Below are 15,032 nucleotides of genomic sequence, written 5' to 3'. Positions count from 1 at the left end.
CGAGCGTGTCGTACGCATGTCCGTGGAGCAGCCGCTGTGGCATGCGCTGACCGCCTACCGGGTGCTCACGCTGATCTACGCGCTCTGTCTCTTCGTCTACTCCTTCCACGACTACGACCGTCCGCTGGGCGCCGCCGCCTATATGGCGGTGCTGACCGTGTGGACGGCGCTGACCTTCCGCATGGTCTCCTCGGCCGAGCGCTGCACCCGGCGCTTCCTGATCGGCGATTTGGCGGTGGCGATCACCGGCATCCTGCTCACCCCGCTGGTCGACACCCACGACCGCATCGCGGAGGGCACGCCCACGCTGCCCTCCATATGGACGGCGGGCGCGGTCCTCGGCTTCGCCATCAAGGGCGGCTGGCGGTGGGCCGCGTGGGCGTCGACCGTGGTGTGCGCGGCCAACATCATCGAGCGCGGCGGGTTCGCCCAGGACACCGTCCACATGCTGATGCTGGTGTGGGTGGCGAGCGTGGCCATCGGGTACGTCGTGGAGGTCGCCCGCGCCAGTGAACGCACCCTGGCCCGCGCGCTGCGCATCGAGGCGGCGACCCGCGAACGCGAGCGGCTGGCCCGCGACATCCACGACAGCGTGCTCCAGGTGCTGGCCATGGTGCAGCGGCGGGGCGCCGCGATCGGCGGCGAGGCGGCCGAACTGGGCAGGATGGCGGGGGAGCAGGAGATCGCGCTGCGCTCGCTGGTGGCCACCGGTCTGGTCACCCCGCCGCGCGCCGCGCCCGACGACCGCCACGACCTTGACGACGCCACGGACCCGGCATCGCCGCCCGATCCCGTTCCCGCCTGCGCCGACGCCCTGCCGGAGGACGCCGCCGAACCCTGCGATCTGCGGGCCCTGATCGCCCCGCACGCCGGATCCCAGGTCACCTTCTCCGAACCCGGCGCCCCGGTGGTCCTCCCGGCCGCCGCGGCGGGGGAGTTGGCGGCCGCTGTCGGTGCCGCGCTGGACAATGTGCGGGTGCACGCGGGCGACGGCGCCCGGGCCTGGATCCTGCTGGAGGACGAGCCGAACGCGGTGATGGTCACCGTACGGGACGACGGGCCCGGCATCCCCGAGGGCAGGCTCGCCGACGCCGAGCGGGAAGGGCGGCTCGGCGTCGCCCTGTCGATCCGGGGGCGGCTGCGCGACCTCGGCGGCACCGCCGAGTGGATCTCGGCGCCGGGCCAGGGCACCGAGGTGGAGCTGACGGTTCCGAAACCCGCGCTGAACGCGAAGGACCGGACATGAAGGGAACGACAGCACGATGACCGACGACGTCCGGGAAGCCGAGCGGCCGGTGACGGTGATGGTGGTGGACGACCACCCGATGTGGCGCGACGCCGTCGCCCGCGATCTGTCCGAGGCCGGGTTCGACGTGGTGGCCACCGCCGGGGACGGCCCGCAGGCGGTCCGCCGGGCCAAGGCCGCCGAGCCCGATGTCCTGGTGCTCGACCTCAACCTGCCCGGGCTGCCCGGCGTCGAGGTCTGCAAGGAGGTCGTCGCCGCCCACCCCAAGCTGCGGGTGCTGGTGCTCTCCGCGAGCGGTGAGCACGCGGACGTCCTGGAGGCGGTCAAGTCCGGCGCCACCGGCTATCTGGTGAAGTCGGCCAGTACGGAAGAGCTGATCGACGCGGTGCGCCGCACCGCCGTCGGCGACGCCGTGTTCACCCCGGGCCTCGCGGGTCTGGTGCTCGGCGAGTACCGGCGGCTGGCGAGCGAGCCCGCCCCCGCCACCGCCGACCAGCCGGTCGCCCCGCAGCTCACCGAGCGGGAGACGGAGGTGCTGCGGCTGGTGGCCAAGGGGCTCTCGTACAAGCAGATCGCCGAGCGTCTGGTGATCTCGCACCGCACCGTGCAGAACCACGTCCAGAACACGCTGGGCAAGCTCCAGCTGCACAACCGGGTGGAGCTGGTGCGGTACGCCATCGAGGCGGGGCTGGACGACGCCTGAGCCCCGTCCGCCGCCCTGCCGCTCGAACGGGTGAACTTCCCTCCCAACTCCCTTGGTGAACACAGGAATCGCTTTTCGCCCCATCCCCTGTGACCTGGATCACCGTTAGCGTGGCCCTCGTATCGGGCCCAATCTCGGGATTTCAGCGGCAGAAGGGATGAAAAGGATGCGGGTCGGAGTGCTGACCGGCGGCGGTGACTGCCCCGGTCTCAACGCGGTCATCCGCGCCGTCGTGCGCAAGGGTGTACAGGAATACGGCTACGACTTCGTCGGCTTCCGGGACGGCTGGCGCGGTCCCCTCCAGAACGACACCGTTCCCCTCGACATCCGCGCGGTACGCGGCATCCTGCCGCGCGGCGGCACCATCCTCGGCTCGTCCCGCACCAACCCCTTCAACAGCGAGGACGGCATCCGCCGGGTCAAGGAGGGCCTGGCCAAGCAGGAGGTCGACGCGCTCATCGCCATCGGCGGCGAGGACACCCTCGGCGTCGCCTCCCGGCTCTCCGGCGACTACGGCATCGCCTGCGTCGGCGTCCCCAAAACCATCGACAACGACCTCTCCGCCACGGACTACACCTTCGGCTTCGACACCGCGGTGAACATCGCCACGGAGGCCATCGACCGCCTCCACACCACCGCCGAATCCCATATGCGGGTCCTGGTCGTCGAGGTGATGGGCCGCCACGCGGGCTGGATCGCCCTCCACGCCGGACTCGCCGGCGGCGCCAACGTCATCCTCATCCCCGAGCAGCGCTTCGACCTCGACCGCATCTGCGCCTGGGTCGAATCCCGCTTCAAGATCCGCTACGCGCCCATCGTGGTCGTCGCGGAGGGGGCGATGCCGAAGGACGGCGATGCCGTCCTCAAGGACGAGTCCCTGGACTCCTTCGGCCACGTCCGGCTCTCCGGTATCGGGGAGTGGCTGGCCAAGGAGATCGAGCGGCGCACGGGCAAGGAGGCCCGTACGACCGTCCTCGGCCACGTGCAGCGCGGCGGCACCCCCAGCGCCTTCGACCGGTGGCTCGCCACCCGTTTCGGTCTGCACGCGATCGATGCCGTGCGGGACGGGGACTTCGGCACGATGGTCGCCCTGCGCGGCACGGACATCGTCCGCGTCCCCCTGGCCGAGGCGACGGCCCGCCTCAAGACGGTGGACCCGTCGCTGTACGCGGAGGCGGAGGTCTTCTTCGGCTGACCCCGCTGCTCCCGCCGGGGCGCCGCCCCGGCGGGAGGACCCGCTCGCGGCCGCTGGTAAAATACAGACCGTTTAGTCTCTTTTTCATTCCGGGACGGTCTGGCACGGAGGGCGCTTGTGGCGCAGCAGGAGCGGGCCATTCGGACGCGGCGTGCGATTCTGGTCGCCGCGGCCGAGGTCTTCGACGAGCTCGGGTACGAGGCGGCGACGATCTCCGACGTACTGAAGGGGTCGGGGGTCACCAAGGGCGCCTTCTACTTCCACTTCACGTCGAAGGAGGAGCTGGCCCAGGCGATCCTCGCGGAGCAGGTCTCGCTGCTCCCGCCCGTCCCGGAGCAGGAGGTGAAGCTCCAGGAGTCGGTGGACGAGGCGCTGTTGCTGTCCCATCTGCTCAAGAAGGGCACCGGAGACCCCATCGTCCGGGGCAGCATACGCCTCACCGTGGACCAGGGGTCGCCCAAGGATCACCTCAACCGGCGGGTGCCGATGCAGGCGTGGACCGAGCGCACGCGGTCCCTCTTCGGCGAGGCCAAGCTGAGGGGCGAGATACTGCCCCATGTCGAGGTCGCCCCGCTCGCGGAACTGTTCGTCGGTGCCTTCACCGGTCTCCAGGTCTTCTCGCGGATCATGACCGGGCGGGCGGACCTGGCCGAGCGGGTGGCCGACCTCTACCGGCACCTGATGCCGTCCATCGCCGTGCCCGGGGTCCTGGTCCGCATGGACTTCTCCCCGGAGCGGGGGCCGCGGGTGTACGAAGCCGCCATGCGCCGACGGGAGTCGGGGCGGTGAACGCGGGGGAGTGACCCGAAGCGGGGCCGGTGGGCCCCGCTTTTCTGGGAGGTAGAAAAAAACCAGGATGCTGGTATGTTTTCTGGGTGTCGGCCGAGCCCGCCGTTGGGCTCACCACATCCCGAGGGGTTGGAAATGGATCGTCATCCGCGTCGCTGGCTCATTCTCATCGTGTTATGTCTCAGTACGCTTGTGCTGGTCATCGACAACATGGTCCTCACCGTGGCGATACCGACGATCGCCGAGGACCTCAAGGCCGGTGCCCAGGACCTCCAGTGGATCCTCGATTCGTACATGCTGGTCTTCGCCGGCTTGCTGCTGACCGCCGGAAGCCTCTCCGACAAGTTCGGCCGCCGGAAGGTGATGATCATCGGGCTCGCGCTGTTCGGCGCGGCCTCGGTGGTGGCGATGGAGGCCACCACGCCCGGCGCCCTGATTCTGGGCCGGGTCCTGATGGGCCTCGGCGGCGCGCTGGTGATGCCGAGCACGCTGTCCATCCTCATCACCGTCTTCGATGACGCCGAGCGGCCGAAGGCGATCGCCGCCTGGAGCGCGGTCGCGATGGTCGGTCTGGTCGGCGGTCCGGTCCTGGGCGGCCTTCTCCTCGCCCACTTCTGGTGGGGCGTCGTGTTCCTGATCAACATCCCCATCGCGGTCCTGGCGATCATCGCGGCGCTCGCCCTGATGCCCGAGTCCAAGGGACCGTGGCGCAAGGCCGACCCGCTCGGCATGGTCCTCTCCATGGTCGGCATGACCGCCCTGATCTGGACCATCATCGAGTTCCCCAAGGGCGGCCTGGCCCACCTGGGCACGCAGGTCTCGCTCGCCGTCACCGTCGTCAGCCTGGTCGCCTTCGCCGTCTGGGAGACCCGCTCCGCGTCCCCGATGATCCCGCTGTCGCTGTTCCGCGACCGCGTCTTCACCGGGGCCAGCTTCTCGCTGGTCCTGCTGACGCTCGCCAACGGCGGTCTGATGCTGGTGCTGACCCAGTACCTCCAGTTCGTCCTCGGCTACAGCGCCACCGAGACCGGTCTCGCCTTCACCCCGCTGGCCGTCGCCACCCTCGCGTTCAACAGCATCAGTGCCGCCCTGCTCGCCAAGACCGGAAATCGGCTCATGGCGGTGGTGGGCCTGCTGGTCATCGCCTCCGGTTTCGGGCTGCTGTCGCAGATGACCACGGACAGCGGCTGGGGAGTGCCTGCGGCGGCGATGTGTCTGATGGGGGCGGGCAGCGGTCTGGCGATGCCGGCGGCGATGGCGGCCATGATGGGCGCCATCCCGGACGAGCACGCCGGGGTGGGCTCCGCGCTCAACGACACCGTTCAGCAGGCCGGTGCCGCGCTCGGCGTCGCCGTCCTCGGTGCCGTCCTCTCCAGCACCTTCACCCGTCACATGCCGAGCGGTGCCCCGGAGGCCGCTCGCCACTCCATCGGCGACGCGCTCGCCGTGGCCGCCTCCACCGGGGACAAGCCCCTGGTCGCCGCCACGCACGAGGCGTTCACCAGCGCGATGTCGGCGAGCTTCGTGGCCGGAGCCGCCGGTGTCGTGGCCGCCGCCATCCTCGCGGTCTTCCTGATGCGGCCCCCCAAGGGCCCGGCCCCGACGCCGAAGCCGCAGCCCGGTGAAGCGGCACAGGACACGCCGGACCGGCTCGCCGGAGCGAGCAGCTGACACCCCGCCCGGCGGACGCGAACGCCCGTGCCCTCCCGAGGGCACGGGCGTCGCCCTCGCGGGGGCGCACTGCCGGGGGTACACCCCAGCCCCTCCGGCGTTTGAGGAGCGGGGGTGCAGGGGGCGGAGCCCCCGCAGCGGGCCCAGGGGCGGACGTGCCCCACTTCCAGCCCCTCCGGCGATTGAGGAGCGGGGTCCGGGGCGGAGCCCCGGTTCGGGAAGGGGGGGTGGGGAACTACACGCGCACCGCAGCGAGCAGCTCCGCCACCACCACCGCCCCGTCCAACGACAACACCGACTCCGGGTGGAACTGAACGCCCGCAAAGCCAGGCCCGCGCAGCGCATGCACCTCCCCGGTCGACGGCGAACGGCTCAACTCCACCCGGTGCATCGCCAACTCCGCCTCCACCCCCTCATCGCACCGCGCAGCAAACGTGTTGTAGAACCCCACCGTCTCCTCCCGCCCGAAGAAGTCGATCCGCTCCTGCGCCCCCTGAAACGGCACATCCTTCCGCACGATCTCCAACCCCAGCTCCGCCGCGATCAGCTCGTGCCCCAGGCACACACCCAGCAGCCCGTGCCGGTGCCCGGCGACCAACTCCGCCGTCAGCCCCCGCAGGAACCGCATCTTGGGGTCCGCCGCGTCACCAGGATCCCCCGGCCCGGGGCCGAGCACGACCGGCCCGTCGTGCGTCAGGGCGGCCTCCCGGACGCCCGGCTCGTCGTATCGCCGCACCGTCACCGTCAGCCCCGCCGTCCGCAGCAGATGCGCCAGCATCGACGTGAACGTGTCCTCGGCGTCGATCACCAGCGCATGCCCGGACAGCAGCTGCTCGGCGGCCTGCATCCGCAGCCAGAACGGCGCCAGGTCGGCCCGCCGCGCGTCCAGCGCCGCCCGCACGCGCGGGTCGTCCGCGAGCCGGGGCCGCAAGCCGGTAGCGGACCGTACGGGCGCCTCCCGCACGCCGAGCGCGGTCAGCACCCCGGCCGCCTTGGCGTGCGTCTCGGCGACCTCACCCCGCGGGTCGGAGTGGCGCACCAGCGTCGCCCCGACCGGCACCCGCAGCGCACCATGGCCGTCGATGTCGGCGGTGCGGATGAGGATCGGCGAGTCGAGGGTCTGCGCGCCGCCGCCGTCCCGCCCGATGAGCGCGAGCGCGCCCGCGTAGTACCCGCGGCCCCCTGGCTCGTACCGCTCGATCACGCGGCACGCGTTCTGTACGGGCGACCCGGTGACGGTCGCCGCGAACATCGTCTCCCGCAGCACCTCCCGCACGTCCAGCGAGGAGCGGCCCCGCAGCTCGTACTCGGTGTGCGCGAGGTGCGCCATCTCCTTGAGCCGCGGCCCGACCACGACGCCGCCCATGTCGCCGACGGTGCACATCATCTTCAGCTCCTCGTCCACGACCATGGACAGCTCCTCCACCTCCTTGGGGTCGTGCAGGAACTCCAGCAGCCCGTCCACCGACGCCCCGCCCTCCGGATAGCGGTACGTCCCGCTGATCGGGTTCATGACGACCGTCCCGCCGGACATCCGTACGTGCACCTCGGGGCTGGCCCCGACCAGCGTCCGCCCGCCGCCCAGCCGTACGACGTACGTCCAGTACGCGCCCCGCTCACCGGCGAGCAGCCGCCGGAAGAGCGCGAGCGCGTCGGTACTCGCGAAGCCTGGAATCTCGCCCTCGAAGGTCCGTCGGATCACGAAATTGGCACCCTCCCCGGTGCCGATCTCGTCCTCGATGACCCGGCTCACGATCTCCGCGTACGCGTCGTCCCCGACGTCGAAGCGCCCGCCCTCGACCCGCACGTCATGCGCGGGCAGCGCGTCCAGCAGCTCGGCGAGCGGCAGCGCGTACGTGGTCTCGGGCCGCAGGACGACCAGCGGCGTCCCGTCGTCCCGTACGTCGAACCCGCGCTCCCGGATCTGCCGGAACGGCACCAGCGCGAGCGCGTCGCTCACCGGCCCGCCGCCCTCCGGCGCCCCGGTCGGCAGCGGGATATCGGTCAGCCGCTCCACCTCACCGGCCGGGCCGATGAGCACCTCGACGGTGTCGGGGGCATGTCCTGGGGTGCGGCGGTGCAGCAGACCGAAGGGCGGGCAGTCGTCGGCGAGCAGCCGGGCGACGACGGCGTAAGCGTCTGCGTTGTGCATGGCGGGTTCCTTCCGGAGAGGAGGAACGACCCGCGGAAACGCCGAAGGCCGCCCCTCGGGCGGCCTTCGCGTGTGTCTGTGGGTGCGCGCGATTCAGTGGGCCGCCGGATGAGCGGTCCACCACCAGGTCATGGTCAGTCGCGCGAACATGGTCAGGACTTTACATCAGTTCCACGGGTTCGCAGGCTGGTCATTGATCGCCGCCCAGAAGCGGGTGCCGTCCGGGACGTAGCCGTACGCCCAGAAGGACCAGCCACCGCTGGCCTCCAGGTTGGCGCCGTACCGGCCGTCGTGGAACTCGGCCATCCGCCAGTCCGCGCCGTAGTACTGCGCACAGATGGCATCCGCCGTCGCCCGGCTGGTCAGCGTCTTGCCCAGCACGGGCGGCGTCGCCGCCACGGTGCCGCGGGCCCAGCCCGCGTAGAAGTCCGGCGTGATCCCGCTCGGCACCGCGCTGCCGTTCACTCTCAGGCACAGCATGGGGAGCGTCGCGGTGGCGACGGTGTCGCCGTAGTACGGATCGGTCGTGGAGTCGGCGCCCACCCGGACCGTGCCGTCGCCCTTGGCGAGCACGGTCCACGTCATCCCGGACGGGATGGCCGACGAGTCCGCCTGGGCGGGTGTGGCGTTGAGCGACATCAGTACGAGCGAGGCGGCGGCCGCGAAGGCGGCGGCACCGCGGCGGAGCAACTTCCTCATGGGGCACTCCTTCGGATGGCGTCGTACGTCTGGCCCGGTCGGGCCGGTCACCCGGACAGCGTCCGAGGAGCGCACGGTTCCATCGCGGTTTCTTCACGGCATGGCCGTAAGTGGTCCCAGGAAGCCCGAATAGCCGCTCTTGCGCGGGGAGTGGGATGCGGGCGGGGTCTGAAGGTGGCCACCCCGGGCGCCGGGGCTGTCGGTGGGGGCCGTTAAGTTACAGGGCCCGCGCGTCGGTCTGATGCGCGGTCATCGCCATGCTCATCAACGGGGAGAACCGCTCTGTCCACGTCAGCACCGCCGCCCAGCGGCCACAGCCCTTCCTACCCGGCGCAGCAGCCGTACCCGTACGGTCAGCCCTACCCGGGCACGCCTGCTCCGCCGCCTCCGCCCCGGCGCGGCTTCTTCAGCCGCTTCAACCTCAAGACCAAGATCCAGATGATCGCCGGTGTCCTGGTAGCGATCTTCTGCGGTGTCTGGTACGGGGTGCTGGGCAACGACACCCCCGACACCGGCCCGGCCAACACGGACAGCACCAGCGCGTCCTCCGCCGACGTCGGTGACTGCCTCCAGAACAAGGGCTCCGAGAGCGACCCGGACCTCACCATCGTGGACTGCGGTGGCGCCACCGCGGACTACAAGGTGAAGCAGCGTGAGGTGATGGACTACAGCTGCGATCCGCAGTACGCGACGTACCAGCTGACGCGGAACGGCAGGCCGCAGTTCACCTTGTGCATGGAGCGCATCAGCAAGTGACGCGGTGTCCGTGACCGCCGCCCGTGTGTGGGGTGGCGGTCACGGTCGTTCAGAGGGTGCCGTTGGCGGCTGCGGTGACGAAGTCGCCGAAGGCGGTGGGGGAGAGGAGCAGGACGGGCCCGTCGGGGTTCTTGGAGTCACGCACGGCGACCCGGCCGGGTATCCCGGCGACCTCCACGCATTGGCTGCCGCCGATGTCTCCGCTGTAGCTCGACTTGCGCCACGCGGCGCCGTCGAGAGGGGCGGCCTCCACGCAATTGCCTATGTCGCTGCTGTGGCTGGATTTGCGCCACGTAGCGCCGCCCAGAGGGGCGCACTCCACGCATTCGCCTTGGTCGGCGCTGTAGCTGGACTTGCGCCACCGTACGGCTATCGAAACAGGGTCATTGCCCATAGCGGTCCTCCATCACGCGAGCGATCAGGCTGGCCGAGTCCTTGATGGACAGCGCGGCGGCCTGGAGGTGAGCGTAACGGAGCGTGCGGTCGGTGACGTCCTCCGGATTGGCGGTCAAGTGGCCCACTTCGTAATCCTCGCTGAAGGCGAGGTCCGGGCTATTGCGGAAGCGGAAGAGGCTGAACGCGCCTAGAAGTCCGGCGTGCGCGCCAGCGGCGAAGGGCAGCACCTGGATGTGCACCGACCGGTGGTCGCGGAACTCCAACAGATGGGCCAGTTGGTTTCGCATGATCTCCCGGCTGCCGACGATCTGATGCAGCGCGGACTCGCCGAGAACCACCCAGATCAGCGCCGGGTTCTGCCGTTCCAGGATCAGTTGACGATCCAATCGGTTCGCCAGCCGGGCGTCGAGGCTGTCCTTGTGGAGGACGCCCAGTACCTCCCGTGCGTACTCCTTGGTCTGGAGACGACCGTGCACCACTGATGGCTCGAAGAAGTACGCCTGCGTGGCCTCCGCCTCCAAGTCGGCGATTTCCTGGGCCTGTAGCGGTACCTGGAAGCACAACGCCATCTCCAGCAGCCGCAACAACGCCCCGCCGGTGCCCAACGTGTCGTCGAGCTGCATCGTGAACCGCCGCGTGGGGATCTTCCGAGCCGTCTCGTACTGACCGATGAGCGAACCCGTGCAATAGACCTTCCCGCCCAACTGATCCTGCGTGAGCCCGGCGGCCTCGCGATATCGGCGTAGCTCCGCGCCAAGGTGATGCATCGGAGACGTAGTCGGGTCCAACTTTCGGATGTTCGGCATGACAGCCCCCCAACAACCAGCACGTTGTGTTCGTGAGGTAGCCCACAGTAATCGTCCGGATCCACCCTTGTGGCGTGAACGAAGACATTGCGTACCCGCCGCCCCACTACCACCTGACCTTCACCACGCTGTCCGCGCACGCGGCCCGCCACATCCGACGTATCGTCCGTACGTTCCTCGTCATGTGGGACATGCCGCATCTCGATGAAGCCGCCGGGCTGGCCGTGACCGAGCTGCTGGCGAACGTGATCAAGCACGTGCCCGGCGGGAGCTGCACCGTGCTGCTGCTCGCGCAGGAGGGGAAGCTGCGGGTCGAGGTCGGCGACGCCTCGTCCGTCGTGCCCGTCAGGCGCGCGGCGGGGCCGTGGGACGAGAACGGGCGGGGGCTGGCGATGGTGGAGCTGGTCACGGACGCGTGGGGCGTGGAGCGGAACACGGGGCGACCGGGGAAGAAGGTGTGGTTCGAGCTCAAAGCATGAGGCGGGGCGTCTCACACCGTGGGCGGCGGGCTGGGCACGGATGAAGACCCCGTACCCTTGTCCGGGTGACCGTGAACGCTGAATCCCACGCCGGTGGCAACACCTGGCAGTCCCTTCCCGCGGCGCAGCAGCCTGACTGGCCGGACCAAGAGGCTCTGCGCGATGTCATCGCTGAGCTCGAGGCCTATCCGCCGCTCGTCTTCGCGGGCGAGTGCGACCAGCTGCGGCACCGCCTGGGGGCCGTGGCCCGGGGTGAGGCGTTTCTGCTCCAGGGCGGTGACTGCGCCGAGGCCTTCGACGGGGTGGGCGCCGACCAGATCCGTAACAAGCTGAAGACGCTCCTCCAGATGGGCGCCGTGCTGACCTACGCCGGGTCCGTCCCGGTGGTGAAGGTCGGCCGGATCGCCGGGCAGTACAGCAAGCCGCGCTCGAAGCCGACCGAGACCCGCGACGGGGTGACCCTGCCGACGTACCGCGGCGACTCCGTCAACGGCTTCGAGTTCACGGAGGAGGCGCGGATCCCGGATCCGCAGCGGCTGAAGCGGATGTACCAGGCGTCGGCCTCGACGCTGAACCTGGTCCGCGCCTTCACCACCGGCGGCTACGCCGATCTGCGGCAGGTGCACGCCTGGAACCAGGACTTCGTGAAGTCGTCCCCCTCGGGGCAGCGCTACGAGGCGCTGGCGCGCGAGATCGACCGGGCGCTGAACTTCATGAACGCCTGCGGGGTGGACCCGGAGGAGTTCAAGACCGTCGAGTTCTTCTCGTCGCACGAGGCGCTGATCCTGGACTACGAGTCGGCGATGACCCGTACCGACTCGCGGACGGGCGACCTGTACGACGTGTCCGGCCACATGGTGTGGATCGGTGAGCGCACCCGGCAGCTGGACGGGGCGCACATCGAGTTCGCGTCGAAGGTCCGTAACCCGGTGGGCGTGAAGCTGGGGCCGACGACCACGCCCGAAGAGGCGCTGACGCTGATCGACAAGATCGACCCGGACCGGGAGCCGGGCCGCCTCACCTTCATCACGCGGATGGGCGCGGACAAGGTCCGCGACAAGCTGCCGCACCTGGTGGAGAAGGTGACCGCGTCCGGTGCGCAGGTCGCGTGGGTCTGCGACCCGATGCACGGCAACACCTTCGAGGCCGCGTCGGGCCACAAGACGCGCCGTTTCGACGATGTGCTGGACGAGGTCAAGGGCTTCTTCGAGGTCCACAAGGAGCTGGGCACCCACCCGGGTGGCATCCACGTGGAGCTGACCGGTGACGACGTCACGGAGTGCGTGGGCGGCGGCGACGAGATTTTCGTCGACGATCTGCACCAGCGGTACGAGACGGCCTGCGACCCGCGGCTGAACCGCAGCCAGTCGCTTGACCTGGCATTCCTCGTCGCGGAGATGTACCGGGACCAGTAGGGCCAAAAAGATCGTTTACGCAGGTGGGGCGCGGATCACATCGATCCGCGCCCCTCGGCGTTGTAAGGCTCCGGCTTGATGGGTAAGGTAAGGGTAACCTCACTGATCAACGCTGGAGAGTCTGCCCGTGTACGTCTGCTCATGCTTCGGGATCACCGAGAAGCAGGTGCGCGAGCACGCGGCTACGGGCGCGTGCACACCGCGCCAGATCGCCGGTGCCTGCAAGGCGGGCACGGACTGCGGTTCCTGCGTGCGCAAGATCCAGGCGCTGCTGGGCCGGGGCGCGTGCCCGCGCCGCGACGCGCCGCTTGAGCCCGTCGCGCTGTCTGCCGCGGCGGCCGAGGCCGAGGTCGAGGCAGTCGAAGCCGCCTAGCCTGTTGCCCTAGGAGTCGCCGCCCGGCTGCTCGATCTGCTGGGCGATGTAGAGCGCCTCACCGAGCTTCTCGATCAGATCGAGCTGGGTGTCGAGGTAGTCGATGTGCTCCTCCTCGTCGGCGAGGATGCTCTCGAAGATGTTGGCCGAGGTGATGTCGCCCTTGGACCGCATCAGCTCGATGCCGCGCTTGAGGCGGTCGATGGCCTCCAGCTCCACCTGACGGTCGGCCTGGAACATCTCGGTGACCGTCTGGCCCACCCGCACATGGAAGAGCCGCTGGTAATTGGGGAGACCATCCAGAAGGAGGATGCGGTCGGTGAGCATCTCCGCGTGCTTCATCTCATCGAACGACTCCGACCGGGTGTATGCGGCCAGTCGTGTCCAGCCATTGTTGTCCTGCATCTTCGAATGCAGAAAGTACTGATTGATGGCTGTCAGCTCGCCGGTCAGCTGCTCGTTGAGGAATTCCAGAACCTCGGGGTCGCCCTGCATCGAAGGGGCTCCTTCCCATCAGAAGGGGGAATGCCAGATTCCGGCATCGTTGCATCGGCGCAGCTCGGGCGTCCAGCAAGGGCACGCTTAGTGCGAGTTGCCCCGGCACCGCATGCCCTGGTCCCGACCACCCCCGGCGGTCTGAGAGCATGGAGTCCATGGGTCAGTCGGAGCACCGCGAGGGAGAGCTTGCGCAGCTGCCCCCGGGTCAGCGACTCCAGCGAGGGTGGCCGGTTACGCACTACGGGCCGGTCCCGAAATTCCGGCCGGACCGCTGGGAGTTCCGCGTGTTCGGCGCGACGGCGGACGGGGAGAAGCACTGCTGGACGCATGAGGAGTTCTCCGCCCTTCCGTACTCGACGGTCGTCGCAGATCTGCACTGCGTCACCAAGTTCTCCATGCTGGGCGCGGAATGGGGTGGCGTCGCGGCGAGCGAGATCATCAAGCTCGCGCCGCCGGCGCCCGACGTCACGCACGTCATGGTGTGGGCGGAGTACGGGTTCAGCTCGAATCTGCGGCTGACGGACTTCATGACCGAGGCGACCATGTTCGCCACCCACAAGGACGGCGAGCTGCTGACCGCCGAGCACGGCTTCCCGCTGCGGCTGATCGTCCCGCACCTCTACGCGTGGAAGGGCCCGAAGTGGGTCCGCGGCGTCGAATACATGACCGCCGACCGGCGCGGCTTCTGGGAAGAGCGCGGCTACCACAACATCGGCGACCCCTGGAGCGAGCAGCGCTACACGTACCAGGAGGAGCCGGGGGACGGGCCCGAGCTGTAGGGGCCGCCGCCCAGCTCAGTTGGTGCGGCTGGACCAGCCCTCGGGGAGGGCGCCGGGCGCCGTCGCGATGACCGACTCGTCGTCCGCGCCGACGTGCTCGAACAGGGTGATCCTGGCGAACTCGGGCACGACGTACACCGGGTACGTCGGGCCCTGGTCGCGGTAGGCGCGCATCGCGTCGAGGTGGTCGTTCTGGTAGCAGACGGTGCGTTCGCCGTGCTCCTCGACCCAGTGCGGGAAGAAGATCACGCCGTGCAGGCGGCGCTTGCGCGGCATGACGTTCACCGAGACGGAGGTGCCGGTGGGCTCGTTCCAGGAGATCTTGAAGCTGTCGTCGTCCAGCTGGACCAGATCGACGCGCTGGTCCTTGACCCAGCGGCCGCCGACCATGCCGGAGTGGATGCGGTAGTCGATGGTGTGGTCGTTCTTCACGTACATCTCGTACTGCCAGCCGTTGGCGTACGTGTAGATGAAGCGGTGGCCGACGATCCCGGAGAGGTCCTGCGGGGGGACGGGGTTCGCGACGGTGGTCATGGTCTGCCTCCTCGGAGTGGGGCTGGGGTCGGCTGACCATTCAATTTTGCAACAAAACTGTTTTGTGTCAAAACTGTGAGCCCCGGCAGAATGGCTCCATGGACACCGCGACCGAGTTCGGCCGACTCCTCGGCCCCCTGCGCAGGGCCGTCCTGCGCACCCGCCACACCGCAGGGCTCCCCGAGCTTCCCGAGGCCCAGATCGAGCTGCTGCGGGTGCTCGCCGAGGGTGACGCGACCCCGCGCGAGGTCGCGGCGCGGCTGCGGGTCGCGCCGTCCACCGTCAGCAACCTGGTCCGTGCGATGACCGCCGCCGGTCTGGTCGAGCGCATCCCCTCCACCGTCGACCTGCGCACCGTCCGGCTCGCCGCCTCGCCGAAGGCGCTGGAGATGCTCGACACCTACGACCGCACCAGCACGGCCGCCCTGCGCCGGGCGCTGGACGGCCTCGAACCGTCGAGCCGTGAGGCGCTGGAGCGCGCGCTGCCCGCGCTCGACGATCTGCTCGCCGCGCTGGAGGCGGGTGGCTGACTGCTCGTCGG

18 protein-coding genes are annotated in these 15,032 nt (G+C 69.7%); 11 read left to right on the top strand and 7 right to left on the bottom strand.

Features of this window, described 5'->3' with window-relative positions; genetic code table 11:
- The first annotated feature begins 16 nt into the window (after window positions 1-16).
- From macS to HYQ63_RS11830, 5 genes are all read left to right on the top strand, one after another.
- Window positions 17-1,246, top strand: a complete 1,230-nt coding sequence (macS, locus tag HYQ63_RS11850) for a MacS family sensor histidine kinase (RefSeq protein ID WP_179939986.1) — start codon at window positions 17-19, stop codon at window positions 1,244-1,246.
- 16 nt (window positions 1,247-1,262) lie between these two features.
- The gene (locus HYQ63_RS11845; RefSeq protein WP_179933783.1) at window positions 1,263-1,949 is read left to right on the top strand and encodes a response regulator transcription factor; all 687 of its coding nucleotides are present in this window, start codon (window positions 1,263-1,265) and stop codon (window positions 1,947-1,949) included.
- A 166-nt stretch (window positions 1,950-2,115) separates the two neighbouring features.
- Window positions 2,116-3,144: a 6-phosphofructokinase gene (locus tag HYQ63_RS11840; RefSeq protein ID WP_179933782.1), complete on the top strand. Its 1,029-nt coding sequence runs from the start codon at window positions 2,116-2,118 to the stop codon at window positions 3,142-3,144.
- A gap of 117 nt (window positions 3,145-3,261) precedes the next feature.
- Entirely contained in the window at window positions 3,262-3,933 is a 672-nt protein-coding gene (locus HYQ63_RS11835) for a ScbR family autoregulator-binding transcription factor (protein WP_179933781.1), read from the top strand.
- Window positions 3,934-4,068: 135 nt separating this feature from the next.
- Window positions 4,069-5,604 (top strand): MFS transporter, encoded by a 1,536-nt coding sequence (locus HYQ63_RS11830; RefSeq protein ID WP_179933780.1) that lies wholly within the window; start codon window positions 4,069-4,071, stop codon window positions 5,602-5,604.
- A 235-nt stretch (window positions 5,605-5,839) separates the two neighbouring features.
- On the opposite strand, the gene HYQ63_RS11825 is transcribed toward HYQ63_RS11830, so the two are convergent.
- From HYQ63_RS11825 to HYQ63_RS11815, 3 genes are all read right to left on the bottom strand, one after another.
- A complete protein-coding gene (locus tag HYQ63_RS11825) occupies window positions 5,840-7,756 on the bottom strand; it encodes an anthranilate synthase family protein (RefSeq protein WP_179933779.1) in 1,917 nt (638 codons plus the stop codon).
- Window positions 7,757-7,849: 93 nt separating this feature from the next.
- The gene (locus HYQ63_RS45980; protein ID WP_106516695.1) at window positions 7,850-7,906 is read right to left on the bottom strand and encodes a trp operon leader peptide; all 57 of its coding nucleotides are present in this window, start codon (window positions 7,904-7,906) and stop codon (window positions 7,850-7,852) included.
- 15 nt (window positions 7,907-7,921) lie between these two features.
- The gene (locus tag HYQ63_RS11815; RefSeq protein WP_179933778.1) at window positions 7,922-8,455 is read right to left on the bottom strand and encodes a flagellar hook-length control protein; all 534 of its coding nucleotides are present in this window, start codon (window positions 8,453-8,455) and stop codon (window positions 7,922-7,924) included.
- Between the two features lie 438 nt (window positions 8,456-8,893).
- Here HYQ63_RS11815 and HYQ63_RS11810 point away from each other — a divergent pair, with 438 nt between their 5' ends.
- Window positions 8,894-9,211 carry a hypothetical protein gene (locus HYQ63_RS11810; RefSeq protein WP_123106810.1) on the top strand — a complete coding sequence of 106 codons (318 nt, stop codon included), beginning with the start codon at window positions 8,894-8,896 and terminating at the stop codon, window positions 9,209-9,211.
- Window positions 9,212-9,260: 49 nt separating this feature from the next.
- Here HYQ63_RS11810 and HYQ63_RS11805 read toward each other — a convergent pair whose 3' ends face one another.
- Window positions 9,261-9,605, bottom strand: a complete 345-nt coding sequence (locus HYQ63_RS11805; RefSeq protein WP_179933777.1) for a DUF397 domain-containing protein — start codon at window positions 9,603-9,605, stop codon at window positions 9,261-9,263.
- Entirely contained in the window at window positions 9,595-10,374 is a 780-nt protein-coding gene (locus HYQ63_RS11800) for a helix-turn-helix transcriptional regulator (RefSeq protein ID WP_257231804.1), read from the bottom strand. Before HYQ63_RS11800 ends, HYQ63_RS11805 begins: the two co-directional genes overlap by 11 nt.
- A gap of 113 nt (window positions 10,375-10,487) precedes the next feature.
- On the opposite strand from HYQ63_RS11800, the gene HYQ63_RS11795 reads away from it, so the two are divergent.
- The 3 genes from HYQ63_RS11795 to HYQ63_RS11785 all read left to right on the top strand — a co-directional run bounded on the left by HYQ63_RS11795 (window position 10,488) and on the right by HYQ63_RS11785 (window position 12,680).
- Window positions 10,488-10,892, top strand: a complete 405-nt coding sequence (locus HYQ63_RS11795; protein ID WP_179933775.1) for an ATP-binding protein — start codon at window positions 10,488-10,490, stop codon at window positions 10,890-10,892.
- A 65-nt stretch (window positions 10,893-10,957) separates the two neighbouring features.
- Window positions 10,958-12,307: a class II 3-deoxy-7-phosphoheptulonate synthase gene (locus tag HYQ63_RS11790; protein ID WP_123106814.1), complete on the top strand. Its 1,350-nt coding sequence runs from the start codon at window positions 10,958-10,960 to the stop codon at window positions 12,305-12,307.
- Window positions 12,308-12,434: 127 nt separating this feature from the next.
- On the top strand, window positions 12,435-12,680 hold the full coding sequence (locus tag HYQ63_RS11785; RefSeq protein WP_179933774.1) for a bacterioferritin-associated ferredoxin: 246 nt from the start codon (window positions 12,435-12,437) through the stop codon (window positions 12,678-12,680).
- 9 nt (window positions 12,681-12,689) lie between these two features.
- On the opposite strand, the gene bfr is transcribed toward HYQ63_RS11785, so the two are convergent.
- Window positions 12,690-13,175: a bacterioferritin gene (gene bfr / locus HYQ63_RS11780; protein WP_179933773.1), complete on the bottom strand. Its 486-nt coding sequence runs from the start codon at window positions 13,173-13,175 to the stop codon at window positions 12,690-12,692.
- A 158-nt stretch (window positions 13,176-13,333) separates the two neighbouring features.
- On the opposite strand from bfr, the gene HYQ63_RS11775 reads away from it, so the two are divergent.
- Window positions 13,334-13,957 (top strand): sulfite oxidase-like oxidoreductase, encoded by a 624-nt coding sequence (locus tag HYQ63_RS11775; protein ID WP_123106817.1) that lies wholly within the window; start codon window positions 13,334-13,336, stop codon window positions 13,955-13,957.
- A gap of 15 nt (window positions 13,958-13,972) precedes the next feature.
- On the opposite strand, the gene HYQ63_RS11770 is transcribed toward HYQ63_RS11775, so the two are convergent.
- Complete coding sequence (locus HYQ63_RS11770; RefSeq protein WP_179933772.1) at window positions 13,973-14,491, bottom strand: phenolic acid decarboxylase; 519 nt, start codon at window positions 14,489-14,491, stop codon at window positions 13,973-13,975.
- A gap of 98 nt (window positions 14,492-14,589) precedes the next feature.
- Between HYQ63_RS11770 and HYQ63_RS11765 the strand changes: the two genes are divergently transcribed.
- The gene (locus HYQ63_RS11765) at window positions 14,590-15,021 is read left to right on the top strand and encodes a MarR family winged helix-turn-helix transcriptional regulator (protein ID WP_179933771.1); all 432 of its coding nucleotides are present in this window, start codon (window positions 14,590-14,592) and stop codon (window positions 15,019-15,021) included.
- The last annotated feature ends 11 nt before the right edge of the window (window positions 15,022-15,032 follow it).

The organism is Streptomyces sp. Rer75 (assembly GCF_013414305.1).
GTDB lineage: Bacteria > Actinomycetota > Actinomycetes > Streptomycetales > Streptomycetaceae > Streptomyces > Streptomyces himastatinicus.
The sequence above is the reverse complement of the archived record's forward strand: the minus strand, read 5'-3'. Positions and strand labels throughout refer to the sequence as shown.